Origin of the sequence: Streptomyces sp. NPDC047017, assembly GCF_040644175.1 — a bacterium.
Classification (GTDB): Bacteria; Actinomycetota; Actinomycetes; order Streptomycetales; family Streptomycetaceae; genus Streptomyces.
Genome location: NZ_JBEYVW010000010.1, coordinates 162,127 through 188,895 on the forward strand (window position 1 = coordinate 162,127; position 26,769 = coordinate 188,895).

A 26,769-nucleotide genomic window follows, 5' to 3' on the forward strand; every position below is an offset into this window, starting at 1 on the left:
GTTACAGGCCCATGTTCTTGGCGATGATCGACTTCATGATCTCGCTGGTGCCGCCGTAGATGCGGTTGACGCGGTTGTCGGCGTACAGACGGGCGATCGGGTACTCGTTCATGTAGCCGTAGCCGCCGTGCAGCTGGAGGCAGCGGTCGATGACGCGGTGGGCGACCTCGGTGCAGAACAGCTTGGCGGAGGCGGCCTCGGCGGGGGTCAGCTCGCCGGCGTCCAGGGCCTCGGTGGCGCGGTCGGCGACGGCCTCGGCGGCGTCCACCTCGGCCTGGCAGGCGGCCAGCTCGAACTTGGTGTTCTGGAAGTGGGCGACCGGCTTGCCGAAGACCGTGCGGTCCTGGACGTAACTCTTGGCGAACCGGACGGCGGCCCTGGCCTGCGCGTACGCGCCGAAGGCGATGCCCCAGCGCTCGGAGGCCAGGTTGTGGCCGAGGTAGGAGAAGCCCTTGTTCTCCTCGCCGAGCAGGTCTTCGACGGGGACCTTGACGTCCACGAAGGCCAGCTCGGCGGTGTCGGAGGTGCGCAGGCCCAGCTTGTCCAGCTTGCGGCCGACGGAGTAGCCCTCGGACTTGGTGTCCACGGCGAACAGGGAGATGCCGAAGCGGCGGTCGTCCTCCTTGGGCGCGGAGGTCCGGGCGCAGACGATGACCTTGTCGGCGTGCACACCGCCGGTGATGAAGGTCTTGGCGCCGTTGAGGACGTAGTGCGTGCCGTCCGCGGAGAGCTTGGCGGTGGTCTTCATGCCGGCCAGGTCCGAGCCGGTGCCGGGCTCGGTCATGGCGATGGCCCACATCTCCTCGCCGGTGACGAACTTCGGCAGGAAACGCTTCTTCTGCTCGTCCGTGGCCAGCATCTTGAGGTACGGCAGGGCGAGCAGCACATGCACGCCGGAGCCGCCGAACTGGACGCCCGCGCGGGCGGTCTCCTCGTACAGCACCGCCTCGAACTTGTGGCTGTCCATGCCCGCGCCGCCGAACTCCTCGGGCACGTTGATCCCGAAGATGCCCAGCTCACCGAGCTTGTAGTAGAAGTCGCGCGGCGCCTGCCCGGCGGCGAACCACTCGTCGTAGACCGGCACGACCTCGGACTCGATGAAGTCCCGGAGGGTCTCCCGGAACGCCTCGTGATCCTCGTTGAACACCGTACGGCGCACGCCGCCACCTCCACGTACCTCGGCTGTCTAAGCGCTTGCTCACACAAACGTACCGACGAGTACGGCGTCGAGTAAAGCCCGGAACCGGTAACGCTCGTCACGCTTCGAAGGGGCGCGGGGAACTGCGCGGGCAATCCCCACCGCCCCGCACCCGCCCGCAAGGCGCACCCACCCGCCCCGTGGGCGAAGGGGGCACGGGGCAGAGCCCCGCCCCCACCCCGCTCAGCCCGCCGCAGGCGACGCCGCCGAGAAGGCCCCCCGGGCCATCCGGTGCAGCAACTCCGCCGTGGCCCCCCGTCCGGGCAGGACCCCGCGCCGCCCGAGATGCGGCGTGGAGTTCAGCAGCCCGAACACCGAGTGGACGGCCGACCGCGCGGCGGGCTCGGTGAGGCCGGGATGGACCTGGCACACCACCTCCACCCACAGCTCGACGTACTGCCGCTGGAGCTGGCGCACCAGCTTGCGGTCACTGTCCCGCAGGCGGTCCAGCTCGCGGTCGTGCAAGGTGATGAGGGAACGGTCGTCGAGCGCGAAGTCGATGTGCCCCTCGATGAGCGAGTCGAGGACCGCCTCCGGCCCCGCCGCCCCGTCCGCCTCCGCCAGGCGCCGCTTCGCTCCGGTCAGCAGCCGGCCGCTGATGCCGACCAGCAGCTCCGCGAGCATCGCGTCCTTGCCCGGGAAGTGCCGGTACAGACCGGGTCCGCTGATGCCCACCGCGGCGCCTATCTCGTCGACGCCGACGCCGTGGAAGCCGCGTTCGGCGAAGAGCCGCGCGGCTTCCCTGAGGATCTGCTCGCGGCGGGTGGGGGCGTCGGTTCGCGTGGCCATGAGGACAATTCTAGACAGGGACGTTAGCGCTCGTTAACCTGGAGGCGATGGGTTAACGCTCATTAACAAGTGGACCACGTCGACCACCGGGTGAGGGGACCACAGGGATGCACGAGGCACCGGAGCTGACGAGCGATGGGGGTGCCCCCGCGCGAGTCCTTTCGAGCGTGGGGGAGGACCCCGCGTCGGCGGCCTGGCAGGCCAACGAGGAGGCCCACCGGGCGCTCGTCGCAGAGCTGCGCGGCAGGCTGGCCGCCGCGCGGCTCGGCGGCGGCGAGCGGGCGCGGGCCCGGCACACCGCGCGCGGGAAGCTGCTGCCCCGGGACCGGGTGGACACGCTGCTCGACCCGGGCTCGCCGTTCCTGGAGCTGGCCCCGCTGGCCGCCGAGGGGATGTACGACGGGCAGGCGCCGGCCGCCGGGGTGATCGCCGGGATCGGGCGGGTCAGCGGGCGCGAGTGCGTGATCGTCGCCAACGACGCCACCGTCAAGGGCGGCACGTACTACCCGATGACGGTCAAGAAGCACCTGCGGGCCCAGGAAGTGGCCCTGGAGAACCGGCTGCCCTGCCTGTACCTCGTCGACTCCGGCGGCGCCTTCCTGCCCATGCAGGACGAGGTGTTCCCCGACCGCGAGCACTTCGGCCGGATCTTCTACAACCAGGCGCGGATGTCCGGGGCGGGCATCCCGCAGATCGCCGCGGTGCTCGGCTCGTGCACGGCCGGCGGGGCGTACGTCCCGGCGATGAGCGACGAGGCCGTGATCGTCCGCAACCAGGGCACGATCTTCCTGGGCGGCCCCCCGCTGGTGAAGGCGGCCACCGGCGAGGTCGTGACGGCGGAGGAGCTGGGCGGCGGCGAGGTCCACTCCCGGGTCTCCGGGGTCACCGACCATCTCGCCGAGGACGACGCGCACGCCCTGTCCATCGTGCGCACCATCGTCTCCACCCTGCCCGCGCGCGGGGCGCTGCCCTGGGAGGTGACCGCGCCCGTCGAGCCGAAGGCCGACCCCTACGGGCTGTACGGCGCGGTGCCGGTGGACTCCCGCACGCCCTACGACGTCCGCGAGATCATCGCGCGCGTGGTGGACGGCTCGCGCTTCGCCGAGTTCAAGGCCGAGTTCGGGCAGACGCTGGTCACCGGCTTCGCCCGGGTCCACGGCCACCCGGTCGGGATCGTCGGCAACAACGGCATCCTGTTCGCCGAGTCCGCCCAGAAGGGCGCCCACTTCGTCGAGCTGTGCGACCAGCGCGGCATCCCGCTGCTGTTCCTGCAGAACATCTCCGGTTTCATGGTGGGCCGCGACTACGAGGCGGGCGGCATCGCCAAGCACGGCGCCAAGATGGTGACGGCGGTGGCGTGCACCAGGGTGCCCAAGCTGACCGTGGTCGTCGGCGGCTCCTACGGCGCGGGCAACTACTCCATGTGCGGCCGGGCCTACTCGCCCCGCTTCCTGTGGATGTGGCCCAACGCCAAGATCTCCGTGATGGGCGGCGAGCAGGCGGCCTCCGTGCTGGCCACCGTCAAGCGGGACCAGCTCGAAGCCCGCGGCGAGGAGTGGTCCACCGAGGACGAGGAGTCCTTCAAGGCGCCCGTCCGCGCCCAGTACGAACACCAGGGCAGCGCGTACTACGCCACCGCCCGCCTGTGGGACGACGGTGTGATCGACCCGCTGGAGACCCGTCAGGTGCTGGGCCTGGCCCTGACCGCCTGCGCCAACGCTCCGCTGGGTGAACCCCAGTTCGGCGTCTTCCGGATGTGAGGGGGACCTGTTGACCATGTTCGACACAGTTCTGGTGGCCAACCGCGGCGAGATCGCGGTCCGTGTCGTCCGCACCCTGCGCGCCCTCGGGGTGCGCTCGGTGGCGGTCTTCTCGGACGCCGACGCCGACGCCCGGCACGTCCGGGAGGCCGACACCGCGGTACGGATCGGCCCGGCGCCCGCGGCCGACAGCTATCTGCGCGCCGACCGGCTCCTGGAGGCCGCCGCCCGCGGCGGCGCGCGGGCCGTCCACCCCGGGTACGGCTTCCTCGCGGAGAACGCGGAGTTCGCGCGGGCCTGCGAGGCGGCCGGGCTGGTCTTCATCGGCCCGCCGGCGGACGCCATCTCCCTGATGGGCGACAAGATCCGCGCCAAGGAGAGGGTCGCGGCCGCCGGGGTGCCGGTGGTCCCCGGCTCCTCCGGTTCCGGGCTGAGCGACGGGGAGCTGGCCGAGGCGGCCCGCGCCATCGGCATGCCGGTGCTGCTGAAGCCGTCGGCGGGCGGCGGCGGCAAGGGCATGCGCCTGGTGCGCGAGGCGGACCTGCTGGCCGAGGAGATCGCCGCCGCCCGCCGCGAGGCCCGCGCCTCCTTCGGCGACGACACCCTGCTGGTGGAGCGCTGGGTGGACCGGCCCCGGCACATCGAGATCCAGGTCCTGGCCGACGGCCACGGCAACGTGATCCATCTGGGCGAGCGCGAGTGCTCCCTCCAGCGGCGCCACCAGAAGATCATCGAGGAGGCGCCGAGCGTGCTCCTCGACGAGGCCACGCGCGCGGCGATGGGCGAGGCGGCCGTGCAGGCGGCCCGCTCGTGCGGCTACCGGGGCGCGGGCACGGTGGAGTTCATCGTGCCGGGCGGCGACCCGTCCTCGTACTACTTCATGGAGATGAACACCCGCCTCCAGGTGGAGCACCCGGTCACCGAGCTGATCACGGGCCTGGACCTGGTGGAGTGGCAGCTGCGGGTCGCGGCCGGCGAGCGCCTGCCGTACGCGCAGGAGGACATCACCCTCACCGGGCACGCCGTCGAGGCGCGGCTGTGCGCGGAGGACCCGGCGCGCGGCTTCCTGCCCTCGGGCGGCACCGTGCTCAGGCTGCGCGAGCCGCAGGGCGACGGGGTGCGCACCGACTCCGGGCTGAGCGAGGGCACCGAGGTCGGCAGCCTGTACGACCCGATGCTGTCCAAGGTGATCGCCCACGGCCCCGACCGCGCCACCGCGCTGCGCAGGCTGCGCGCGGCCCTGGCGGAGACGGTCACCCTCGGCGTGCAGACCAACGCCGGGTTCCTGCGCCGGCTGCTGGCCCACCCGGCGGTCGTGGCGGGCGAGCTGGACACCGGTCTGGTGGAGCGGGTGGTGGCCGAGCTGGTCCCCGCGGACGTGCCGGAGGAGGTCTACGAGGCCGCCGCCGCGGTACGTCTTGAGGCGCTGCGGCCGCGGCCCGCGGGCGAGGGGGGCTGGACGGACCCGTTCTCCGTGCCCAGCGGCTGGCGGCTGGGCGGGGAGCCGAAGCCGGTGGCCTTCCCGCTGCGGGTCGCCGACCCCGTGGCGTACGCCCCGCGCGGCACCCACTCCGTCACCGCGGACACGGTCGCCGTCACCCTCGACGGCGTCCGGCACACCTTCCACCGGGCCGCCGACTGGCTGGGCCGCGACGGCGACGCCTGGCACGTGCGCGACCACGACCCGGTGGCCGCCTCGCTCACCCGGGCGGCCCACGGCGGCGCCGACTCGCTGACCGCCCCCATGCCGGGCACGGTCACGGTGGTGAAGGTCGCCGTGGGCGACGAGGTGAGTGCGGGCCAGAGCCTGCTGGTGGTGGAGGCGATGAAGATGGAGCACGTCATCTCCGCCCCGCACGCCGGCACGGTCGCCGAACTGGACGTCACCCCCGGCACCACGGTCGCCATGGACCAGGTGCTCGCGGTCGTCGCGCCGCACGACGAGGAAGGGACGGTGGGGACATGACCACCGAGGCGGTCACCGGGGCACTTCCCATGGTCGTCCCGGCCACCGGCCTGCCCGCGCGGGTCAGGGTCCACGAGGTCGGCCCGCGCGACGGCCTGCAGAACGAGAAGGCGACCGTGCCGACCGAGGTCAAGGCGGAGTTCATCCGCCGGCTGGCGGACGCGGGCCTGACCACGATCGAGGCGACCAGCTTCGTCCACCCGAAGTGGGTGCCGCAGCTCGCCGACGCCGAACAGCTGTTCCCGCTGGTCGACGACCTCCCGGTGGACCTGCCGGTGCTGGTGCCCAACGAGCGCGGCCTGGAGCGGGCCCTGGCGCTGGGCGCGTCCCGGGTGGCCGTCTTCGCCAGCGCCACCGAGTCCTTCGCCAAGGCCAACCTCAACCGGACGGTGGACGAGGCGCTGGCCGTGTTCGAACCGGTGGTGGCGCGCGCGAAGGAGGCCGGCGCGCACGTGCGCGGCTATCTGTCGATGTGCTTCGGCGACCCGTGGGAGGGGCCGGTCCCCGTGCACCAGGTGGTCCGGGTCTGCCGGGCCCTGCTGGGCATGGGCTGCGACGAGCTGAGCCTCGGCGACACGATCGGCGTGGCCACCCCCGGACAGGTGCTGGAGCTGCTGGCCGCGCTGGGCGAGGCGGGGGTGCCGGCCGACGTCCTCGGGGTGCACTTCCACGACACCTACGGCCAGGCGCTCGCCAACACCCTGGCCGCCCTCCAGCACGGCGTCACCACCGTGGACGCCTCCGCGGGCGGCCTCGGCGGCTGCCCGTACGCGAAGTCCGCCACCGGCAACCTCGCCACCGAGGACCTGGTGTGGATGCTGCGGGGCCTCGGCATCGACACCGGGATCGACCTCGGCCGCCTCGTCGCCACGAGCGAGTGGATGGCCGCACGGCTGGGCCGGCCCAGCCCCTCCCGTACCCTCCGTGCCCTCTCCCACAAGGAGCAGTGATCGACGATGAACCACCGCCTCACCCCTGAGCTGGAGGAACTGCGCCGCACCGTGGAGCAGTTCGCCCACGACGTCGTGGCCCCCAAGATCGGCGACTTCTACGAGCGGCACGAGTTCCCGTACGAGATCGTCCGGGAGATGGGCCGCATGGGCCTGTTCGGGCTGCCGTTCCCGGAGGAGTACGGCGGCATGGGCGGCGACTACCTGGCGCTCGGCATCGCGCTGGAGGAGCTGGCCCGGGTGGACTCCTCGGTGGCGATCACACTGGAGGCCGGGGTGTCGCTGGGCGCGATGCCGATCCATCTGTTCGGCACCGAGGAGCAGAAGCGCGCCTGGCTGCCGAAGCTGTGCGCGGGCGAGATGCTGGGCGCGTTCGGGCTGACCGAGCCGGACGGCGGCTCGGACGCGGGCGCGACCCGGACGACGGCCCGGGTGGACCCGGCCACCGGCGAGTGGGTGATCAACGGCACCAAGTGCTTCATCACCAACTCGGGCACGGACATCACCGGCCTGGTCACGGTCACGGCGGTCACCGGCCGCAAGGCCGACGGCAGGCCCGAGATCACCGCGATCATCGTGCCGTCCGGCACCCCCGGTTTCACCGTGGCGCCCGCCTACTCCAAGGTCGGCTGGAACGCCTCGGACACCCGTGAGCTGTCCTTCGCCGACGTGCGGGTCCCGGCGGCCAACCTGCTGGGCGAGGAGGGCCGCGGGTACGCGCAGTTCCTGCGCATCCTCGACGAGGGCCGGATCGCCATCGCCGCGCTGGCCACCGGGCTCGCCCAGGGCTGTGTGGACGAGTCGGTGAAGTACGCCAAGGAGCGGCATGCCTTCGGGCGGCCGATCGGCGCCAACCAGGCGGTCCAGTTCAAGATCGCCGACATGGAGATGAAGGCGCACACCTCCCGGCTGGCCTGGCGCGACGCGGCCGCCCGGCTGGTGTCCGGCGAGCCGTTCAAGAAGGAGGCGGCACTGGCCAAGCTGTACTCGTCCACGATCGCCGTGGACAACGCGCGCGACGCCACCCAGATCCACGGCGGCTACGGCTTCATGAACGAGTACCCGGTCGCCCGGATGTGGCGCGACTCCAAGATCCTGGAGATCGGCGAGGGCACCAGCGAGGTCCAGCGGATGCTGATCGCCCGCGAGCTGGGCCTGGTCGGCTGAGCGGGGCCTGGTCGGCCGGGCGGGGGCGGCGGGGCCGGGGTGCCCCGCCCCCTGGACAGCAAATGAGGTTAGGCTAACCTGCCTTCGAACCCGTCCGGCGGGCGCCCCGCCCCGTTCGAAAGCAGTCGCATCCATGTCCCACGCCCGTGCCACTCTTCTCTCCCGCCGCGGTGTGCTCGCCGCCGGCGGCGCCCTCGGTCTCGGGGCCGCGCTCGCGGCCTGCGGGGACGACAAGAGCAAAGGGTCGGGCAGCGGCGGCTCGGGGGCCGCGAAGTCGGGCCCGTGGACGTTCAAGGACGACCGCGGGCAGACCGTCAAGGCGGACAAGGTCCCTTCCGGCATCGTCGCGTTCGTCGGCGTGGCCGCGGCGCTGTACGACTACGGCATCCAGGCCAAGGGCGTGTTCGGCCCGACGACGACCAAGGACGGCAAGGCCGATGTGCAGGCCGGCGACATGGACGTCAGCAAGGTGACGGTGCTGGGCAACGAGTGGGGCCAGTTCAACATCGAGAAGTACGCGGGCCTCGCCCCCGACCTGCTCGTCTCGACGATGTTCGACGGCGCGGGCACCCTCTGGTACGTCCCGGACGCCTCGAAGAAGAAGATCCTGGGCGTGGGCGCCCCCTCCGTGGGCATCTCCGTCTACGACCGGCAGCTGCCCGAGCCGCTGGAGCGGATGCTCGCGCTCGCCAGGTCGCTCGGCGCGGACGTCACCACCGACAAGGTCAAGCAGGCCAGGAAGCGCTTCGAGGACGCGGCGGCCCGGCTGCGCGCCGCCGCCAAGTCCAAGCCCGGCATCAAGGTGATGGTGGGCTCCGCCAGTCAGGACCTGTTCTACGTCTCCGGCAGCAACCTCTCCATCGACCTGGAGTACTTCAAGGCGCTCGGTGTGGACCTCGTCGAGCCCCCGGAGAGCGCCAAGAAGCAGGGCGGCGGCTGGTACGAGTCGCTGAGCTGGGAGAACGTCGACAAGTACCCGGCCGACATCATCATGATGGACAACCGCACCTCGGCCATCCAGCCCGCCGCCATCACCCAGGGCACCTGGAAGAAGCTGCCCGCGGTGAAGGCCGGCCAGGTCATCGCCCGCAACCCGGAGCCGATCCTGTCCTACGACAAGTGCGTGCCGCTGCTCGACGACCTCGCCAAGGCCATCGAGACGGCGAAGAAGGTCGGCTGACCCCCGCCCCTCCCCCGCCGCCGGAGCCGCCGTACATCCGGCCGGCGGGGACCGGCGCATGACGACGGGCCGCAGCACCCCGTCCGTACCGCCCGCACCGCGGGTGGCGGACCGGGCCGCTGCGGCCCGTCGGCGTTCCGGGGCCCCGCACCGCCGCGGCCCGCCCTGACGCCGGATCAGGCGGTCCGCCCGGAGTGACGCCGGTCACCGCGGGGTGGAGTTTCCCGAGGGTGACGTTAGGTTAGGCTTACCTAAGTCGATCGCGCGAAGCCCCTCGTTCGCCCTTCCGCGAACCGTCCCCATCCCCCGGAGGCTCCCCCCATGCGCTCCCACCTGCTCAACGACCGGACGGCGGAGCACTACCGCCGCTGTGTCACCGAAGGGGTCGAGCGGGTCGCCGCCCGGCTCGCCGGCACCGAGCGCCCCTTCACCGGCATCACGGCCGACTCCCTCGCCCCCCGCGTCGACGGGATCGACCTCGACCGCCCGCTGCACGACACCACGGCCGTCCTCGACGAACTGGAGGAGGTCTACCTGCGGGACGCGGTCTACTTCCACCACCCCCGCTACCTCGGCCACCTCAACTGCCCGGTCGTCATCCCGGCCGTGCTCGGCGAGGCGGTGCTGTCCGCCGTCAACTCCTCCCTGGACACCTGGGACCAGTCCGCCGGCGCCACCCTCATCGAGCGCCGGCTCGTCGACTGGACGGCCGCCCGGATCGGCCTCGGCCCCGCCGCCGACGGCGTGTTCACCTCCGGCGGCAGCCAGTCCAACCTGCACGCGCTGCTGCTCGCCCGGGAGGAGGCCAAGACCAGCGCGCCCGAACGGCTGCGGATCCTCGCCTCCGAGGCGAGCCACTTCAGCGTCCAGAAGTCGGCGAAACTGCTGGGCCTCGGCCCGGACGCGGTGATCACCGTCCCCGTCGACCACGAGCGGCGCCTGCGGCCCGCCGCGCTCGCCCGCGCACTGGAGCGCTGCCGCCAGGACGATCTGGTCCCCATGGCCGTGGTCGCCACCGCCGGCACCACCGACTTCGGCTCCATCGACCCGCTGCCCGAGGCCGCCGAGCTGTGCGACCACTACGGCGCCTGGCTGCACGTGGACGCGGCCTACGGCTGCGGCCTGCTGGTCTCCCCCACCCGGCGCCACCTCCTGGACGGCATCGAACGCGCCGACTCGGTCACCGTCGACTTCCACAAGTCCTTCTTCCAGCCGGTGAGTTCCTCCGCGCTGCTGGTCCGGGACGGGGCGACGCTGCGGCACGCCACCTACCACGCGGAGTACCTCAACCCCCGCCGCACCCTCGCCGAGCGCATCCCCAATCAGGTCGACAAGTCTTTGCAGACCACCCGCCGCTTCGACGCCCTCAAACTGTGGACGACCCTGCGCGTGATGGGCGCCGACGGCATCGGGCGGCTCTTCGACGAGGTGTGCGACCTGGCCGCCGAGGGCTGGCGGACGCTCGCCGCCGACCCGCGCTTCGACGTCGTCGTGCAACCCGCCCTGTCCACGCTGGTCTTCCGCTACATCCCGGCCCGGGTCACCGGCCCGGACGCCATCGACCGCGCCAACCTGTACGCCCGCAAGGCCCTGTTCGCCTCCGGTGACGCCGTGGTCGCGGGCACCAGGGCCGACGGCCGCCACTACCTGAAGTTCACCCTCCTCAACCCCGAGACCACGGCGGACGACCTCGCCGCCGTCCTCGACCTGATCGCCGGCCACGCCGAGCAGTACCTGGGAGCGTCCCTTGACCGCGCGTCCTGAAGCCCGTACCGAGCCCTACGACTTCGTGGGCATCGGCCTCGGCCCGTTCAACCTCGGCCTGGCCTGCCTGACCGAGCCGATCAGCGGCCTGGACGGCGTCTTCCTGGAATCCAAGCCCGACTTCGCCTGGCACGCCGGGATGTTCCTGGACGGCGCCCACCTGCAGACCCCGTTCCTGTCGGACCTGGTCACCCTGGCCGACCCGACCTCCCCGTACTCCTTCCTCAGCTACCTGAAGGAGAAGGGCCGGCTGTACTCGTTCTACATCCGGGAGAACTTCTACCCGCTGCGCGTCGAGTACGACGACTACTGCCGCTGGGCGGCGAACCGGCTGAGCAGCGTCCGCTTCGGCACCACGGTCACCGAGGTGACGTACGACGAGGGCGAGGAGCTGTACGCCGTGCGCACGCGCACCGGGACGACGTACCGCACGCGCCGGCTGGTGCTGGGCACCGGCACCCCGCCGCACCTCCCGGACGCCTGCCGCGGTCTGCCCGGCGACTTCCTGCACAACTCCCGCTACCTGGAGCACAAGGAGCGGCTGCGGCACAAGGAGTCGATCACCCTGGTGGGCAGCGGCCAGTCCGCCGCCGAGATCTACCTCGACCTGCTCAGCGAGATCGACGTGCACGGCTACCGGCTGAACTGGGTGACCCGCTCGCCGCGCTTCTTCCCCCTCGAATACACCAAGCTCACCCTGGAGATGACCTCCCCGGAGTACGTCGACTACTACCACGCGCTGCCCGAAGCGACCCGCTACCGCCTCACCGAGCAGCACAAGGGCCTGTTCAAGGGCATCGACGGCGACCTGATCGACGAGATCTTCGACCTGCTGTACCAGAAGAACCTCTCCGGGCCGGTCCCCACCCGGCTGCTCACCAACTCCGCGCTGACCGGGGCCGCCTGGGAGGACGGCGGCTACCGCCTCACCTTCCGCCAGGAGGAGCAGGGCAAGGACTTCGAGCTGCGCAGCGACGGCCTGGTGCTGGCCACCGGCTACCGCTACACCGAGCCGGAGTTCCTGGAACCGGTCAGGCACCGGCTGCGCTACGACGCGCGCGGCAACCACGACATCGGCCGCAACTACGCCATCGACGTCACCGGGCGGGGCGTGTTCCTGCAGAACGCGGGCGTCCACGCGCACAGCATCACCAGCCCCGACCTCGGCATGGGCGCCTACCGCAACAGCTGCATCATCCGTGAGCTGCTCGGCACCGAGTACTACCCCGTCGAGAAGACGATCGCTTTCCAGGAGTTCGCCGTATGACCTTCACGATCCGCCCGCTCGACCCGCTGAAGGACGCCGAACTCGTGCACGGCTGGGTCACGCACCCCAAGGCGGCGTTCTGGATGATGCAGGACGCCAGGCTCCAGGACGTCGAGCGCGCCTACATGCAGATCGCGGCCGACGGCCACCACGACGCCTTCCTCGGCCTGCGCGCCGGGGAGCCGGTCTTCCTGATGGAGCGCTACGACCCCGCCCTGCGCGAGCTGACCGGGCTGTACGAGCCGGAGCCGGGCGATGTCGGCATGCACTTCCTGGTCGCGCCCACCGACCGGCCGGAGCACGGGTTCACCCGGGCCGTGCTCACCGCCGTGATGCGGCACCTGTTCGCGGACCCGGCCGCCCGGCGGGTCGTGGTCGAGCCGGACGTACGCAACACGGCCGTGCACACCCTCAACGAGGCCGTCGGCTTCGTCGCGGACCGGGAGCTGCGGATGCCGGAGAAGACGGCGCTGCTGAGCTTCTGCACCCGGGAGCGGTTCGAGCGGGCGGTGGCCGCGTGAGCCCCGCCGACGCCGTCGCCCACCTCTCCCCCGAGCGCTGGGCCGCCGCCGACCGCCTCCTGATCCGCAAGGCGCTCGCCGAGTTCGCGCACGAGCGGCTGCTCACCCCCGAACCGGACGGCGACGACCACTACACGCTCCGCAGCGACGACGGCCTGACCCGCTACCGCTTCACCGCCGTCCGCCGCGCCCTGGACCACTGGCAGGTCGACGCGGACTCGATCACCCGCCACCGCGACGGCACCGCCACCGCACTGTGCGCCCTGGACTTCGTCATCGAGTTCAAGGAGACCCTCGGGCTGAGCGACGAGGTCCTGCCGGTCTACCTGGAGGAGATCTCCTCCACCCTGGCCGGCACCTGCTACAAGCTCACCGGGCCGCGGCTCACCTCGGCCGAGCTGGCGAACGGCTCCTTCCAGGACATCGAGACGGGCATGACCGAGGGCCACCCGTGCTTCGTCGCCAACAACGGGCGGCTCGGCTTCGGCGTCCACGAGTACCTGTCGTACGCCCCGGAGACCGCGAGCCCCGTCCGGCTGGTGTGGCTGGCCGCGCACCGCTCGCGGGCCGCGTTCACGGCGGGCGCCGGCATCACGTACGAGTCGTTCCTGCGCGCGGAGCTGGGCGAGGAGACCGTGCGCCGCTTCCACGGCGTGCTCACCGGCCAGGGCCTGGACCCCGCCGACTACCTGTTCCTGCCCGTGCACCCCTGGCAGTGGTGGAACAAGCTGTCCGTCACCTTCGCCGCCGAGGTCGCCCGCCGGAATCTGGTCTGCCTGGGCGAGGGCGACGACACGTACCTGGCCCAGCAGTCGGTGCGGACGTTCTTCAACGCCTCCCACCCGGAGAAGCACTATGTGAAGACGGCCCTGTCGGTGCTCAACATGGGCTTCATGCGCGGCCTGTCCGCCGCCTACATGGAGGCCACCCCGGCCATCAACGACTGGCTGCACCGGCTGATCGAGGGCGACCCGGTGCTGAAGGAGACCGGGCTGACCATCATCCGGGAGCGGGCGGCGGCCGGCTACCGGCACCTGGAGTACGAGAGGGCGACGGACCGCCACTCGCCCTACCGGAAGATGCTGGCCGCGCTGTGGCGGGAGAGCCCCGTGCCCCGGCTCCAGGGCGGCGAGTCCCTGGCCACGATGGCCGCGCTGCTGCACGTGGACCACACCGGCGCGTCCTTCGCCGGCGCGCTGGTCGAGCGCTCCGGGCTGCCGCCCCGGCAGTGGCTGCGCCAGTACCTGCGCGCCTACCTCGTCCCGCTGCTGCACAGCTTCTACGCCTACGACCTGGCCTTCATGCCGCACGGCGAGAACGTGATCCTGGTCCTGGAGGACGGCGCGGTGCGGCGGGCGGTGTTCAAGGACATCGCGGAGGAGATCGTGGTGATGGACCCGGACGCGGTGCTGCCGCCGGAGGTCGCCCGCATCCGCGCCGACGTCCCCGAGGAGCACAAGCTGCTGTCCCTGTTCACGGACGTCTTCGACTGCTTCTTCCGCTTCCTGGCCGCGATCCTGGCCGAGGAGGGGCTGCTCGACGAGGACGGCTTCTGGGCGACGGTCGCCGAGGTGGTGCGCGGCTACCAGGAGTCGGTGCCCCACCTCGCCGACCGCTTCCGCCAGTACGACCTGTTCGCACCCGAGTTCGCGCTCTCCTGCCTCAACCGGCTCCAGCTGCGCGACAACCGGCAGATGGTGGACCTGGCCGACCCGTCGGGCGCCCTGCAAATGGCGGGCACGCTGGCCAACCCCCTGGCGGGCCGCTAGTCCCGCCGCCCCCGAGAACGGGCGGGCGCCCCGGAGACGGTCCTCCGGGGCGCCCGTCTGCGTGACCGGTCAGCCGCTGGTCCAGGGCACCTGGGGCGAGCGGTAGTAGCCGATGCCCAGGGCGTCCCAGCGCGGTGCCTGCGCGGCGAGCCGCACCTTGTAGGTGTCCCAGTCGTGCGTGGCGGCGGGCGACCAGCCGAGTTCGGCGGCGCCCGGCAGCCTCGGGAAGGCCATGGTGTCGAGCTGGGCGGAGGTGGAGAGGGTCTCCGACCACATCGGGGCCTCCACGCCCCGGACGGCGGACGCGGGCGCGCCCGGCAGGTAGGCCGCCGGGTCCCAGTCGTAGGAGCGCCGCACCTCGACGTAGCCGGCCCAGGCCAGCCCCAGCGGGGTGTCCTTGGTGTACTTCATGTCCAGGTAGACCCGGTCGGCCGGGGACAGGATCAGTCCGGTGCCGTGCCGGGCGGCCCGGGCGACCTGCGCCTTCTCGGCGGCGCCGGTGGAGTCCAGGCCCCAGTACTGGGCGAGGGCGCCCGGGGCCGGGGTGGCGGCGGTCAGCTGGTGCCAGCCGATGACCGTCTTGCCGTACCGGGCGACGATCGGCTGCACCTTGTCCATGAAGGTGACGTAGTCGGCCTGGCTGGTGGAGTGCGCCTCGTCACCGCCGATGTGGAGGTAGCGGCCCAGGGTCATGGCGGCCAGTTCGCGCACCACGTCGTTCACGAAGTCGTACGTGACGGGCTTGTGCACGCACAGGGAGCTGAAGCCGACCTCGGTGCCGGTGTAGAGCGGGGGCGCGGTGCCGTCGCAGTTGAGGGCGGCGTAGGAGGCGAGCGCCGCGTTGGTGTGGCTCGGCATGTCGATCTCCGGTACGACCTCCAGGTAGCGGGAGGCGGCGTAGCGGACGATCTCGCGGTAGTCGGCCTTGGTGTAGGAGCCGCCCGTCCCGCCGCCGACCTCGGTGGAGCCGCCGTAACCGGCCAGGCGGGGCCAGGAGGCGATGGCGATGCGCCAGCCCTGGTCGTCGCTGAGGTGCAGATGCAGCTCGTTGATCTTGTAGAGGGCGAGTTCGTCGATGTACCGCTTGACCTGGGCGACGGTGAAGAAGTGCCGGGAGACGTCGAGCATGGCGCCCCGGTAGGCGTAGCGCGGGCGGTCCTGGACGGTGCCGCCCGCCACCGTCCACGGGCCGGGCTGCGCGGACTTCTTCTCCACGGCGGCGGGCAGCAGCTGGCGCAGGGTCTGCACGCCGTGGAAGAGGCCGGCCGGCGTCCCGGCGGTGATCGTCACGCCCCGGGCGCCGCTGTCGAGGCGGTAGCCCTCGGCGCCGTACGCGCCCTTGGCCAGCCGCAGCCGGAGGCCGCCGGTGCCGTGCGCGGTGAGCGGCAGGCGGTAGCCGGTGGCCGGGCGCAGCAGGTCCGCGAGGTAGCCGCCGACCTGGCGGGCCTCGCGGGAGCCGTCGACGCGGATGCGGGTGGCGGACGTGATGCGGTACGGGGAGCCGCCGGGCACGGCGGAGGCGGGGGCGGGGACGATCCGGCCGAGCGGGGTCGCGGCCCGCGGCTGGGCGGCGGGTGCCGGGGCGGCGCCGCCGGCGAAGGCGCCGGCCGCCGTCACGAGCAGCAGCGAGCCCAGGGCGCGGGCGATACGAGGGACCGTGCTGTGGTGCCGTCTCACATGTGTTCCCTTCACCTATGGACGGGGACAGCGGGGGCCTGGGGGCGCCCCGACGGTACAGACCACTCTCGGCACCACTGTCTCGCACAACCGGGGAAACGGTCCCCCGGAGGCGGAAATCAACCGGACGGCCTCCGTACGCGCGTACGGGCGGCCCCCGCGTGGAGGCGGGAGCCGCCCGTGGGCGGTGCGGGGCCGGTACGGTCCGGCGGGGCCTACTTGGCCCGGCGGGACACCGTGAAGTGGTCGACCTGCGCGCCGGTCTCGGCGATGCCGCGCACGGTCAGCGTGGCCTGGCGGCCCCGGGCGGCCGGGGTGACGTCCACGCGCAGGAAGGAGTAGTCGAGGTAGCGCACGCGCGACCAGTCGACGGTCTCCTTCTGCTGGGCGCCGTCCTTGAGGCAGACGAAGGAGGAGACGGCGTCGATGTCCTTCTCATGGCCCTCGTAGGACTGGTCGGCGCTGAACGCGTACAGGCTCCGGCCGGCCGCGCCCGCGGTGACGTAGACGACGCCGTCGGTCTCGGGGTAGGCGGTGCCGCCGATGGGCAGCTTCTTGGCGACCTTGCCGCCCTTGATGACGTCGGTGCGCTCGTAGACGTGGTTGTGGCCGTTGATGACCAGGTCCACGGTGTACTTCTCGAACAGCGGCACCCACTCCTGGCGCACGCCCCCCTCCGAGGCGTGCGCGGTGGAGGTGCAGTAGGCGCAGTGGTGGAAGAAGACGACGACGAAGTCGACGTCGCGGGAGGCCCGGAACTTCTTGAGCCGGTCCTCCAGCCACTTGGTCTGGGTGCCACCCGAGATGCCGAGGTTGGCCGGGATCTCGAAGGAGATGTCGTTGGCGTCCAGCGAGATGACGGCGGTGTTGCCGTAGACGAAGGAGTAGACGCCCGGCAGGTTCTCGGGGTCGGGGCCGTTGTCCGGCAGCGTCCAGCGGGCCTCCTCGCCGCCGTAGCCGTTGGGCGAGTACCAGGCCTCCATGTCGTGGTTGCCGTAGGAGACCATCCACGGGATCTGCTTGGCGACGGACTCGGTCTGGTACAGGAACTGGTCCCAGACGCGGGAGTCGAAGCCGGTGTCGTTCGTCTTGCCCTGGCCGGCCGGGTCGCCGTAGGCGATGTCGCCGGCGTGCAGGTGGAAGGCCGGGTTCTGGCCGAGGATCAGGGCGTCGTTGGCCAGGCCGTGGTAGCTGACGCCCTGGTCGCCGAAGGCGGTGAAGGTGAAGGGCGCCTTGTGCTCGGGCGCGGTGGTGAAGGTGCCCAGGGTGCCCGCGAGGTGGCGCTCGGCCGGGTCGAAGCCCTGGTGGCCGACGCCGTAGTAGTAGGTGCGGCCCGGGCGCAGGTGAGTGAGCTGGGCGTGCAGGTAGTACTGGGTGCGGTCGCCGCTCGCGCCGACCCCGGCCGGGGTGTAGAGGGTGCGGATCTCGGCGGGTATCTTCCGGGACAGGTCCCAGGGGTGCGCGCCGACGCGGATGAACGGCTTCTTGACGGCGACCGGGACCTGCCAGGAGACGGTGATCTCGGTGCGCGGGTCGTTGCCGAAGGCGAGGTGGCGGCCGAAGGGGGCGACGAGGGCGCCGTCGACGGCCCCGGTCGCGGAGGCGGGCGCCGCGGCGGCGGTGCGCTGGGCCGGTACGGCGGCCTGGGCGGCGGTGCCCGTCACGAACGCGCCACCGGCGACGGTGCCGAGGGTGACCGCGCCGCCCCTGATCATCGAGCGCCGGGAGAATTTGGAGCGCAGGTACTCGTGCTGCTCGGCCATGCTCATGCGCTCGGCCAGCTTCTCGGGTACGCCCATGCGAGGAATGTCCATGGCGTCTGAAAATGGTGCACCGGCGCGACGGGACGCGGGACGCCGGGTGGACGGCACACGAACAGCGCTCCACCACTGCCTGAACAGCCGCCTGCCCGATATCGGGCAGGATTCTTGCGAAAGCGACCCCCGTACTCCAAGATCTACCGGGTGCACGACGAACTCGTAGATCATCTGACGCGGTCCACGCCCCTGAGCCGGGGCGAGGCGCTGCGGGTGGTCCAGGACGTGCTCGCCTACTTCGACGAGACGACCGAGGAGTTCGTCCGTCGCCGCCACCGCGAACTGCAGGCCCAAGGCCTGGTGAACGCGGAGATCTTCGAACGGATCGCGGCGGACCTGAAATACCGCGCGGTGGCGCCGCCGGACCTGTCGCTCCGGCAGCTGCGCCGCATCGTCTACGGCTGAGGGGGACCCCCACCCATGTGCGGAATCGTCGGATACATCGGCAGGCGCGACGTCGCCCCGCTGCTCCTTGAGGGCCTGCAGCGCCTGGAGTACCGCGGGTACGACTCCGCGGGCATCGTCGTCACCTCGGCGAAGACCCCGGGCCTGCGGATGGTCAAGGCCAAGGGCCGGGTCCGCGACCTGGAGGCCAAGGTCCCGGCGCGCTTCAAGGGCACCGCCGGCATCGCGCACACCCGCTGGGCCACCCACGGCGCCCCCTCCGACGCGAACGCCCACCCGCACATGTCGGCCGACCACACGGTCGCCGTCGTGCACAACGGCATCATCGACAACGCCGCCGACCTGCGCCGCAAGCTGGAGGCGGACGGCGTGGAGTTCCTCTCCGAGACCGACACCGAGGTGCTCGTCCACCTCATCGCGCGCTCGGCGGCCCAGAAGCTGGAGGACCGGGTCCGCGAGACCCTGCGCCTGATCGAGGGCACCTACGGCATCGCCGTCATGCACGCCGACTTCCCCGACCGGATCGTGGTGGCCCGCAACGGCTCCCCGGTCGTGCTCGGCATCGGCGAGAAGGAGATGTTCGTCGCCTCCGACGTGGCCGCGCTGGTCGCCCACACCCGGCAGATCGTCACCCTCGACGACGGCGAGATGGCCACCCTCAAGGCCGACGACTTCCGTACGTACACCACCGAGGGCACCCGTACCACCGCCGAGCCGACCACCGTGGAGTGGGAGGCCGAGTCGTACGACATGGGCGGCCACGACACGTACATGCACAAGGAGATCCACGAGCAGGCCGAGGCCGTGGACCGGGTGCTGCGCGGGCGGATCGACGACCGGTTCGCCACCGTGCACCTGGGCGGCATCAACCTGGACGCCCGCGAGGCGCGCGCGGTGCGCCGGGTGAAGATCCTCGGCTGCGGCACCTCGTACCACGCGGGCATGATCGGCGCCCAGATGATCGAGGAGCTGGCCCGCATCCCCGCCGACGCCGAGCCGGCCTCCGAGTTCCGCTACCGCAACGCGGTCGTGGACCCCGACACGCTGTACGTGGCGGTCTCCCAGTCCGGTGAGACCTACGACGTGCTGGCGGCGGTGCAGGAACTGAAGCGCAAGGGCGCGCGGGTGCTCGGCGTGGTCAACGTGGTCGGCTCCGCGATCGCCCGCGAGGCGGACGGCGGCATCTACGTGCACGCCGGGCCCGAGGTGTGCGTGGTGTCCACCAAGTGCTTCACCAACACCACGGTCGCCTTCGCGCTGCTCGCGCTGCACCTGGGCCGCATCCGCGACCTGTCGGTGCGCGACGGCAAGCGGATCATCGAGGGCCTGCGCAAGCTGCCCGCGCAGATCTCCGCGATCATGGAGCAGGAGGGGGAGATCGAGGAGCTGGCCAAGAGCTTCGCGGACGCCCGCTCGATGCTCTTCATCGGCCGGGTGCGCGGCTACCCGGTGGCCCGCGAGGCCTCCCTGAAGCTCAAGGAGATCTCCTACATCCACGCCGAGGCGTACCCGGCCTCCGAGCTGAAGCACGGCCCGCTGGCGCTGATCGAGCCCGCCCTGCCGACGGTGGCGATCGTGCCGGACGACGACCTGCTGGAGAAGAACCGCGCGGCCCTGGAGGAGATCAAGGCCCGCAGCGGCCAGATCCTCGCCGTCGCCCACCGCGAGCAGGAGAAGGCCGACCGGACCGTCGTGGTGCCCAAGAACGAGGACGAGCTGGACCCGATCCTGATGGGCATCCCGCTGCAACTCCTCGCCTACCACACGGCGTTGGCCCTGGGCCGCGACATCGACAAGCCGAGGAACCTGGCGAAGTCGGTGACGGTGGAGTAGCCGGCCGGGTCCCCTGCCCTGCGGACCGGGGGAGCTGCGGCAGGCGGCGCGGCGGCCACGGGATGGCGCGGCGGCTACGGGATGACGACCACCGGCCGCCGCGCCCGCTTGGCGAGGCGGCCGGCCACCGAGCCGAAGAGGCGGCCCACGACACCGTGCGTGGAGCCCACGACGATCGCGTCCGCCTCGTACTCCTTGCCGACCTCTTCGAGTTCGTGGCAGATGTCGCCGCCGCGCTCGACCAGGATCCAGGGCACCTCGGCCAGATACTCGGCGCAGGCCAGCTCCAGGCCGAGGACCTCGGTGCGGTGGTCCGGCACGTCCACGAAGACGGGGGGCTCGCAGCCCGCCCAGACCGTGGTGGGCAGCCGGTTGGCCACATGCACGATGATCAGACCGGACCGGGTGCGGTGCGCCATCCCGATCGCGTAGGCGAGGGCGCGCTCACTGGAGTTCGATCCGTCGAAGCCGACGACGACGCCGTGCTGGAACGCCGGGTCGCAGGGATGGTGTGGCTCTGGTGCCGCCAGGGGATCGGCTGCCGTGGGATCGGCGACCGGCCGCTTGCGGTCCGCGGGTTCGGAGAATTCGTGACCGGCCATGGCTGTCTCGGCGAGGTGATCCTTTGTCGGGGACGACAGTCTGCGGCGGAGCTGTGTCCGGGAATCGTCTTCCCGTCCCCATACCCCGAAGGGTACGGCGCCACTCCTCCCAGGGCCTGTCCGGCCCCAGTTCCCGCGCACTCTCCGTGGCGGTTCACCGGAGCATGCACGACACTCGCCCGTAACGCAATGGTTGCTGCCCCGTACAGGCGGTTTGCACGGGATTCGCTCGCCCCGGCCGGACGGTCCCGTTCCGCGCGGCCACACCCGGGGCGTCCGGGGCGCGCGAGGCCGCCCGGACACCGCCGTACCGGTGTCCGCCGGTTCCGCACAGTGACCGTCCGATCGAACATGCGTTGAACCCGGTGAGCCGCCGCCGCAGGGAGTCACCGTAGGGAGCACGCCGTGTCCGGACCCCGTACCGTCCCCGGAAGACGCCCGTCGCCGCCCCGCGCGCCCGGGACCGCGGCCGGCACGCGCCGCGACGCCGCGACGGGGAGCGCGGCGAGCCCGGCGGGCGGCCCGGCGAGCCCAGCGGGCGGCGCCACCGGCACGACGGGACCGGCGAGCGGCACGACGGGACCGGCCGGTGACACCGTGGGCGATGTGGTCCGCTGGGCCGTCTTCAGCTGCGTCCTGGTCCCGGTGGTGCTGCTCTGGTTCGGCACCTCGCTGGCCGGTGCCGCCGGCACCGCGCTGGGACTGGCGGCCGTCACCGGGGCCTGCCGGGTGCTGCTGCGCCAGTCGGAGCGCGGGGCGGCCCGGCTGCGGGCCGAGGAACGCGTCCCGCACCGGGGCCGGCACCACCGCACGGGCACGGGCGCCCACCGGGGCGGTCGGCACCCTGGCGGGACATCACCGGTCAACTGACCGGTTTCCGCGCACGGGGACGCATCTTTTCAGCCAACTTCCGGAACCTGTGCATCACCCGCACGACGTACCCCCCAACCCCCGTTTGACCTGCACGGAAAGGGTCCAGGGGGGGCTTCGCACCCTACGTGGATTGGCCACCGCGACGAGGCGCACTTCCCTGCACGCCGCGCGAGTGCAACCCTTCGTGATCGAATGCTTCACGCCAAGTTGCCATGTCGACAATGCACCCGGTGGCGAACCGGCCACAGGGGCATGGCGGCACACAGTAGATTCGATCTTGACTGTCTTTACGGCGGGGGACTCGTGCAGGACCGAGGGGAAACGTGCAGGAGCGACACAACCGAGGAGCCGCGACCACCAAGGGGGGCTTAGCAGTATGAGCCACGACTCCACTGCCACGCCGGAAGCCGCGGCCCGGAAGCTTTCCGGGCGCCGCCGCAAGGAGATCGTCGCGGTGCTGCTGTTCAGCGGCGGCCCCATCTTCGAGAGTTCCATACCGCTTTCGGTGTTCGGGATCGACCGCCAGGACGCCGGAGTGCCGCGCTACCGCCTGCTGGTGGCGGCCGGCGAGGAAGGCCCGCTGCGGACCACAGGGGGCCTGGAACTCACCGCGCCGCATGGCCTGGAGGCGATCTCGCGGGCGGGCACGGTCGTCGTGCCGGCCTGGCGTTCGATCACCTCGCCGCCACCGGAGGAGGCGCTCGACGCACTGCGCCGGGCGCACGAGGAGGGTGCCCGCATCGTGGGCCTGTGCACCGGCGCGTTCGTGCTGGCCGCGGCAGGGCTGCTGGACGGGCGGCCGGCGACCACCCACTGGATGTACGCGCCGACGCTGGCCAAGCGCTATCCGTCGGTGCACGTCGATCCGCGGGAGCTGTTCGTCGACGACGGCGATGTGCTGACGTCGGCGGGCACGGCGGCCGGGATCGACCTGTGCCTGCACATCGTGCGCACGGACCACGGCAACGAGGCGGCCGGTGCGCTCGCCCGCCGTCTGGTGGTCCCGCCGCGGCGCAGCGGCGGCCAGGAGCGCTACCTGGACAGGTCTTTACCCGAGGAGATCGGCGCCGACCCGCTCGCCGAGGTCGTCGCCTGGGCGCTGGAGCACCTCCACGAGCAGTTCGACGTGGAGACGCTGGCCGCGCGGGCGTACATGAGCCGCCGTACGTTCGACCGCCGCTTCCGCTCGCTGACCGGCAGCGCGCCGCTGCAGTGGCTGATCACCCAGCGGGTGCTGCAGGCGCAGCGGCTGCTGGAGACGTCGGACTACTCGGTGGACGAGGTCGCGGGGCGCTGCGGCTTCCGCTCCCCCGTGGCGCTGCGCGGCCACTTCCGGCGGCAGCTCGGTTCGTCCCCGGCCTCGTACCGGGCGGCGTACCGGGCGCGCAGGCCGCAGGGCGAGCGGCACGGGGACGGCGACGGCCCGCTGGGCCTGGCCGGCTCCCTGGCCGGCGCGGGCCTCGGCGCCGGGGCACCGCCGGCCCCGGTCCTGGGCGTCCCCCAGCCCTCGGGTCCCGCCTCGTCGCCCCTGCACCCGGACCAACAGGTCCCGCACCAGGCGACCCGCCGCACCCCGGCGGCCCTGTCGGGGAGCCTGCCGGGACAGCGCGGCGGCAGCTGACAGCGGGCGCGGGGCCACGCGCCCGCCCGGGCGGTGGGCGCCGGTGCGGGCGGGCAGCCCGGTGCGGCTCGGTGCCGCGTCCGGCGCTCGTCCGGCGGCTCACGCCGCCCGCCCGGTCCGTGCCGCCCGCCCGGCGCGAGCCGTACGACGACGCCGGGCCGTACGACAGCGCCGGGCGCACCGCGCCGCACCCGCCCACTCGGCACACCCGCATCGCCGCGCCCGGCGCAGACCGTACCGCTCCGCTCGGGTCCGGCCGCCCGCTCTCTCGCCCCACCCCGGGCCACCCCCTGGCCGGAGCGAGGTCGCGCACGGGCGGTCCGGGCCGTGGCCGGTCGCCGTAAGGTGAGACACATGAACGATCGCATGGTGTGGATCGACTGCGAGATGACCGGCCTCTCGCTGTCCGACGACGCTCTCATCGAGGTGGCCGCCCTCGTCACCGACTCCGAGCTGAACGTACTGGGCGAGGGGGTCGACATCGTCGTCCGCCCGCCGGACGCGGCGCTGGAGACGATGCCGGAGGTGGTGCGTCAGATGCACACCGCGTCCGGCCTGCTCGACGAACTGGCCGGCGGCACGACGCTCAAGGACGCCGAGGAGCAGGTGCTCGCCTACGTCAGGGAGCATGTGAAGGAGCCCGGCAAGGCGCCCCTGTGCGGGAACTCGGTCGGCACCGACCGCGGCTTCCTGCTGCGCGACATGCCGGACCTGGAGGGCTACCTCCACTACCGGATCGTGGACGTCTCCTCGATCAAGGAGCTGGCCCGGCGCTGGTTCCCGCGGGCGTACTTCAACAGCCCGGAGAAGAACGGCAACCACCGCGCCCTCGCCGACATCCGCGAGTCCATCGCGGAACTGCGCTACTACCGCGAGGCGGTCTTCGTCCCGCAGCCCGGCCCCGACTCCGACACCGCCAAGACGATCGCCGCGAAGTACGTCCTCCCTGCTCAGCAGGCGTGACAGGGGCTCACGGAGGGGCGCCGCGAAACACGTGCGCGAGCACCCCTTCGGACCCTGTACACTTTTTCTCGGCCGGTCGGGGAAACGACAAAGTCAACCGCTGCCGGTCATGGTGGGTGTAGCTCAGCTGGTAGAGCACCTGGTTGTGGTCCAGGATGCCGCGGGTTCGAGTCCCGTCACTCACCCTCACCGAAAAGGCCGGTGACCTGCGAAGTTCAGGTCACCGGCCTTTTCGACGTGCCGTCAGGGCGGCCCCGCCAGGCCGTGGTCCGGGTGCCGGTGGTGTCCGGGGACGGGCGGGTGGGTGCGGAGGCCGTGGGCTTGCCGCGCAGGGGGACCTCCTTGACGGCGAGCGCCGCCAGGAAGCCGACCACGCACAGGGCCGCCGCGACGAGGAAGATGTGCCGGACGGCGTCGGCCGTGCCGAGGACGTAGGCCGGTCCGTCGGTGACGGCCCCGGTCCGGGCCCGCACCGCGCGGGTGAACAGTGAGCCGAAGACCGCCACCCCCAGGGAGCCGCCGAGGGTGCGGAACAGGTTGGTGGCGGCGGAGGCCGCGCCCATGTCGCGCAGGTCGACGCTGTTCTGGGCGATGGTGGTGCTCATCTGCATGGTCAGTCCGAGGCCGGCCCCGGCCACCGCCATCCAGCAGCCGGTCAGCACGCGCGGGGTGTGCGTGTCCATCGTGGACAGCAGCAGCATGCCCACGGCCAGCAGGACGGTGCCGACGACCGGGAAGACCTTGTACCGGCCGGTGCGGGACATGACCTTGCCGGCGATGTTCGAAGTGATCACGACGGGGACCATCAGCGGCAGGAGCAGCAGCCCGGAGTCGGTGGCACTCGCGTGCTGCACGGTCTGCTGGAACAGCGGCAGATAGAGCGCGGAGCCGAACATCACCACGCCCACCGTGAGCAGCAGGACCGTGGCGAGCGGGAAGTTGCGGTGGGCGGTGAAGATGCGGGGCGGCAGCAGGGGTTCGGCACTGCGGCGCTCCACCGCGACGAAGACGGCCGAGACGGCGGCGGCGAGCGCGGCCAGGCCCAGGATCTGCCAGGACGTCCAGGCGTACGTCGTCCCCGCCCAGGTCGCGGCCAGCACCACCGCGCTGATCGCCACGGTCAGCAGGGCGACGCCCGGCCAGTCGATCCGGGCCGCCCGGCGGCTCGCGGGCAGGCGCAGCATCAGCTGCACCCAGACCAGGGCGACCAGGCCGAGCGGCAGGTTGACGTAGAAGGCCCAGCGCCAGCCGAGGTGGCCGGTGACGAAGCCGCCGACGAGCGGTCCCCCGACGACGCCGATGGCCATCACGGTGGCCGTCATGCCCTGGTAGCGGCCGCGTTCGCGGGGCGGCACCAGGGTGCCGATCAGGGCGAACGCTCCGGCGGCCAGGCCGCCCGCGCCCAGTCCCTGCAGAGCGCGGAACTCGATCAGCTGGACCATCGAGTGGGCCGCCCCGGCGAGCAGGGAGCCGGCCAGGAAGACCACGATCGAGGCGAGGAAGACCTGCTTGCGGCCGTACAGGTCGCCGAACTTGCCCCACAGCGGGGTCGAGACGGTGGTGGCCAGGGTGTACGCGGTGACGACCCAGGAGATGTGCTCCAGGCCGCCCAGGTCGCGGACGATCGTCGGCATCGCGGTGCCGACGATGTTGTTGTCGAGCATGCCGAGCAGCATGGCGAGCATGACGCCGAGCAGGGTCCAGCGGACGTCGGCGGGCGGACGCGAGGCGTCCGGTGCGTTCGGGGCGGGCGGGGGTGCGGGGGCGGGTGCGGGCATGGCGGGGCCTCCCTTTCATGGCGGGTTCATGGCGGGCGCGGGACGAGTGGTGCTGCGCGGCCGGGGCACTGCCTCACCGGCCGGCCCGTCCAGAAAAGCACACCGACTAAATAAGTGCAATGAGTCAACTTTTGAATCCGGCCAACCCAGCCGGGTAGGCTACGGGCATGACCGAGACCATGGGGCGCCGCGAGCGCAAGAAGGCGGCCACCCGGCAGGCGCTGGCCGACGCGGCCCTCACGCTCTTCCTGGAGCGGGGCTACGACGCCGTGGGCATCAAGGAGATCGCCGAGGCCGCCGACGTGTCCACGACGACCCTGTTCAAGCACTTCCCCAGCAAGGAAGCGCTCGTCTTCGACCAGGACGCCGACCTGGAGGCCGCGCTGATCTCCGCCGTCCGCGACCGGCCCCCGGGCACGCCCGTCACGGCCGCGCTGCGCGAGCACGTGCTGCGCTCACGCCTGTTCGCGCCCGAGGGCACGGCGGAGATCGCCGTCTTCCGCGAACTCATCCGCGCCACCCCGGCGCTGTCCGCGTACCAGCGGCGCATGTGGATGCGGCACGAGCACACCCTGGCCGCGGCCATCGCCGCCGAGTTGGACGCCCCGGCCGACGACCCGGCCTGCGCCGCGCTGGCCCACTTCGCCCTGGAGGCGCGCTCCCTCATCACCACCTCCCCCGACCCACGCACGGCGGTCGAGACGGCGTTCGCCCTGCTGGAGGGGGGCTGGGAGGGCGTACGGCCGGGTAATCGGGCGACCGGACAGGCGGGCTGACGGACTGGCGGGCTGACGGGCTGACGGGCTGACGGGCTGACGGGCTGACAGCAGGAAGTGATGGCCGGGCAGGCCGGCGACCGTCGCCGCGTG

21 protein-coding genes and 1 tRNA gene are annotated in these 26,769 nt (G+C 72.1%); 16 read left to right on the plus strand and 6 right to left on the minus strand.

What is annotated here, in order from left to right:
• Position 1: 1 nt before the first annotated feature.
• Together ABZ858_RS18880 and ABZ858_RS18885 are read right to left on the minus strand one after the other, a co-directional pair.
• Entirely contained in the window at positions 2–1,159 is a 1,158-nt protein-coding gene (locus tag ABZ858_RS18880) for an acyl-CoA dehydrogenase family protein (RefSeq protein ID WP_361379241.1), read from the minus strand.
• Positions 1,160–1,381: 222 nt separating this feature from the next.
• Entirely contained in the window at positions 1,382–1,987 is a 606-nt protein-coding gene (locus ABZ858_RS18885) for a TetR/AcrR family transcriptional regulator (protein WP_361379244.1), read from the minus strand.
• A 167-nt stretch (positions 1,988–2,154) separates the two neighbouring features.
• On the opposite strand from ABZ858_RS18885, the gene ABZ858_RS18890 reads away from it, so the two are divergent.
• The 9 genes from ABZ858_RS18890 (at position 2,155) to ABZ858_RS18930 (ending at position 14,331) form a co-directional block, all read left to right on the plus strand.
• The gene (locus ABZ858_RS18890) at positions 2,155–3,747 is read left to right on the plus strand and encodes a carboxyl transferase domain-containing protein (RefSeq protein WP_361379247.1); all 1,593 of its coding nucleotides are present in this window, start codon (positions 2,155–2,157) and stop codon (positions 3,745–3,747) included.
• Between the two features lie 16 nt (positions 3,748–3,763).
• On the plus strand, positions 3,764–5,713 hold the full coding sequence (locus ABZ858_RS18895; protein WP_361379250.1) for a biotin carboxylase N-terminal domain-containing protein: 1,950 nt from the start codon (positions 3,764–3,766) through the stop codon (positions 5,711–5,713).
• The gene (locus ABZ858_RS18900; protein WP_361379253.1) at positions 5,710–6,663 is read left to right on the plus strand and encodes a hydroxymethylglutaryl-CoA lyase; all 954 of its coding nucleotides are present in this window, start codon (positions 5,710–5,712) and stop codon (positions 6,661–6,663) included. The genes ABZ858_RS18895 and ABZ858_RS18900 overlap by 4 nt, the downstream gene beginning before the upstream one ends.
• 6 nt (positions 6,664–6,669) lie before the next feature.
• Positions 6,670–7,830: an acyl-CoA dehydrogenase family protein gene (locus ABZ858_RS18905; protein ID WP_361379256.1), complete on the plus strand. Its 1,161-nt coding sequence runs from the start codon at positions 6,670–6,672 to the stop codon at positions 7,828–7,830.
• Positions 7,831–7,963: 133 nt separating this feature from the next.
• Positions 7,964–9,010 (plus strand): ABC transporter substrate-binding protein, encoded by a 1,047-nt coding sequence (locus tag ABZ858_RS18910; protein ID WP_361379259.1) that lies wholly within the window; start codon positions 7,964–7,966, stop codon positions 9,008–9,010.
• 321 nt (positions 9,011–9,331) lie between these two features.
• Positions 9,332–10,774, plus strand: a complete 1,443-nt coding sequence (locus ABZ858_RS18915; RefSeq protein ID WP_361379262.1) for an aspartate aminotransferase family protein — start codon at positions 9,332–9,334, stop codon at positions 10,772–10,774.
• Complete coding sequence (locus ABZ858_RS18920) at positions 10,758–12,041, plus strand: SidA/IucD/PvdA family monooxygenase (RefSeq protein ID WP_361379265.1); 1,284 nt, start codon at positions 10,758–10,760, stop codon at positions 12,039–12,041. Before ABZ858_RS18915 ends, ABZ858_RS18920 begins: the two co-directional genes overlap by 17 nt.
• Positions 12,038–12,562: a GNAT family N-acetyltransferase gene (locus tag ABZ858_RS18925; protein WP_361379268.1), complete on the plus strand. Its 525-nt coding sequence runs from the start codon at positions 12,038–12,040 to the stop codon at positions 12,560–12,562. Before ABZ858_RS18920 ends, ABZ858_RS18925 begins: the two co-directional genes overlap by 4 nt.
• Positions 12,559–14,331, plus strand: a complete 1,773-nt coding sequence (locus tag ABZ858_RS18930) for an IucA/IucC family siderophore biosynthesis protein (protein ID WP_361379271.1) — start codon at positions 12,559–12,561, stop codon at positions 14,329–14,331. The genes ABZ858_RS18925 and ABZ858_RS18930 overlap by 4 nt, the downstream gene beginning before the upstream one ends.
• 69 nt (positions 14,332–14,400) lie before the next feature.
• Here ABZ858_RS18930 and ABZ858_RS18935 read toward each other — a convergent pair whose 3' ends face one another.
• Entirely contained in the window at positions 14,401–16,008 is a 1,608-nt protein-coding gene (locus ABZ858_RS18935; RefSeq protein WP_361379274.1) for a beta-N-acetylhexosaminidase, read from the minus strand.
• Positions 16,009–16,223: 215 nt separating this feature from the next.
• Positions 16,224–17,807 carry a metallophosphoesterase family protein gene (locus tag ABZ858_RS18940; protein WP_361379277.1) on the minus strand — a complete coding sequence of 528 codons (1,584 nt, stop codon included), beginning with the start codon at positions 17,805–17,807 and terminating at the stop codon, positions 16,224–16,226.
• A 165-nt stretch (positions 17,808–17,972) separates the two neighbouring features.
• Between ABZ858_RS18940 and ABZ858_RS18945 the strand changes: the two genes are divergently transcribed.
• Together ABZ858_RS18945 and glmS are read left to right on the plus strand one after the other, a co-directional pair.
• Positions 17,973–18,230, plus strand: coding sequence for a hypothetical protein (locus ABZ858_RS18945; RefSeq protein WP_361379542.1), 258 nt, complete (start codon positions 17,973–17,975; stop codon positions 18,228–18,230).
• Positions 18,231–18,245: 15 nt separating this feature from the next.
• A complete protein-coding gene (glmS, locus tag ABZ858_RS18950; protein WP_361379280.1) occupies positions 18,246–20,063 on the plus strand; it encodes a glutamine--fructose-6-phosphate transaminase (isomerizing) in 1,818 nt (605 codons plus the stop codon).
• A gap of 74 nt (positions 20,064–20,137) precedes the next feature.
• Here glmS and ABZ858_RS18955 read toward each other — a convergent pair whose 3' ends face one another.
• Positions 20,138–20,665, minus strand: a complete 528-nt coding sequence (locus ABZ858_RS18955) for a universal stress protein (RefSeq protein ID WP_361379283.1) — start codon at positions 20,663–20,665, stop codon at positions 20,138–20,140.
• Positions 20,666–21,262: 597 nt separating this feature from the next.
• On the opposite strand from ABZ858_RS18955, the gene ABZ858_RS18960 reads away from it, so the two are divergent.
• The 4 genes from ABZ858_RS18960 (at position 21,263) to ABZ858_RS18975 (ending at position 24,307) form a co-directional block, all read left to right on the plus strand.
• The gene (locus tag ABZ858_RS18960) at positions 21,263–21,535 is read left to right on the plus strand and encodes a hypothetical protein (RefSeq protein WP_361379545.1); all 273 of its coding nucleotides are present in this window, start codon (positions 21,263–21,265) and stop codon (positions 21,533–21,535) included.
• 379 nt (positions 21,536–21,914) lie between these two features.
• Positions 21,915–23,159, plus strand: coding sequence for a helix-turn-helix domain-containing protein (locus ABZ858_RS18965; RefSeq protein ID WP_361379286.1), 1,245 nt, complete (start codon positions 21,915–21,917; stop codon positions 23,157–23,159).
• 354 nt (positions 23,160–23,513) lie between these two features.
• Positions 23,514–24,122, plus strand: a complete 609-nt coding sequence (orn, locus tag ABZ858_RS18970) for an oligoribonuclease (RefSeq protein WP_361379289.1) — start codon at positions 23,514–23,516, stop codon at positions 24,120–24,122.
• Between the two features lie 112 nt (positions 24,123–24,234).
• Positions 24,235–24,307, plus strand: a tRNA-His gene (locus ABZ858_RS18975).
• A gap of 30 nt (positions 24,308–24,337) precedes the next feature.
• On the opposite strand, the gene ABZ858_RS18980 is transcribed toward ABZ858_RS18975, so the two are convergent.
• Positions 24,338–25,900 (minus strand): MDR family MFS transporter, encoded by a 1,563-nt coding sequence (locus tag ABZ858_RS18980; RefSeq protein ID WP_361379292.1) that lies wholly within the window; start codon positions 25,898–25,900, stop codon positions 24,338–24,340.
• A gap of 167 nt (positions 25,901–26,067) precedes the next feature.
• Here ABZ858_RS18980 and ABZ858_RS18985 point away from each other — a divergent pair, with 167 nt between their 5' ends.
• The gene (locus tag ABZ858_RS18985) at positions 26,068–26,676 is read left to right on the plus strand and encodes a helix-turn-helix domain-containing protein (RefSeq protein WP_361379295.1); all 609 of its coding nucleotides are present in this window, start codon (positions 26,068–26,070) and stop codon (positions 26,674–26,676) included.
• Positions 26,677–26,769 lie beyond the last annotated feature (93 nt).

Excerpts from the sequence above, each read along its gene's own strand:
- orn (WP_361379289.1), top strand. The coding sequence starts at position 23,514 with ATGAACGATCGCATGGTGTGGATCGACTGCGAGATGACCGGCCTCTCG.
- ABZ858_RS18885 (WP_361379244.1), bottom strand. The coding sequence starts at position 1,987 with ATGGCCACGCGAACCGACGCCCCCACCCGCCGCGAGCAGATCCTCAGG.
- ABZ858_RS18965 (WP_361379286.1), top strand. The coding sequence starts at position 21,915 with ATGAGCCACGACTCCACTGCCACGCCGGAAGCCGCGGCCCGGAAGCTT.
- ABZ858_RS18895 (WP_361379250.1), top strand. The coding sequence starts at position 3,764 with ATGTTCGACACAGTTCTGGTGGCCAACCGCGGCGAGATCGCGGTCCGT.
- ABZ858_RS18900 (WP_361379253.1), top strand. The coding sequence starts at position 5,710 with ATGACCACCGAGGCGGTCACCGGGGCACTTCCCATGGTCGTCCCGGCC.
- ABZ858_RS18910 (WP_361379259.1), top strand. The coding sequence starts at position 7,964 with ATGTCCCACGCCCGTGCCACTCTTCTCTCCCGCCGCGGTGTGCTCGCC.
- ABZ858_RS18925 (WP_361379268.1), top strand. The coding sequence starts at position 12,038 with ATGACCTTCACGATCCGCCCGCTCGACCCGCTGAAGGACGCCGAACTC.
- ABZ858_RS18915 (WP_361379262.1), top strand. The coding sequence starts at position 9,332 with ATGCGCTCCCACCTGCTCAACGACCGGACGGCGGAGCACTACCGCCGC.
- ABZ858_RS18985 (WP_361379295.1), top strand. The coding sequence starts at position 26,068 with ATGACCGAGACCATGGGGCGCCGCGAGCGCAAGAAGGCGGCCACCCGG.
- ABZ858_RS18980 (WP_361379292.1), bottom strand. The coding sequence starts at position 25,900 with ATGCCCGCACCCGCCCCCGCACCCCCGCCCGCCCCGAACGCACCGGAC.
- ABZ858_RS18955 (WP_361379283.1), bottom strand. The coding sequence starts at position 20,665 with ATGGCCGGTCACGAATTCTCCGAACCCGCGGACCGCAAGCGGCCGGTC.
- glmS (WP_361379280.1), top strand. The coding sequence starts at position 18,246 with ATGTGCGGAATCGTCGGATACATCGGCAGGCGCGACGTCGCCCCGCTG.
- ABZ858_RS18940 (WP_361379277.1), bottom strand. The coding sequence starts at position 17,807 with ATGGGCGTACCCGAGAAGCTGGCCGAGCGCATGAGCATGGCCGAGCAG.
- ABZ858_RS18905 (WP_361379256.1), top strand. The coding sequence starts at position 6,670 with ATGAACCACCGCCTCACCCCTGAGCTGGAGGAACTGCGCCGCACCGTG.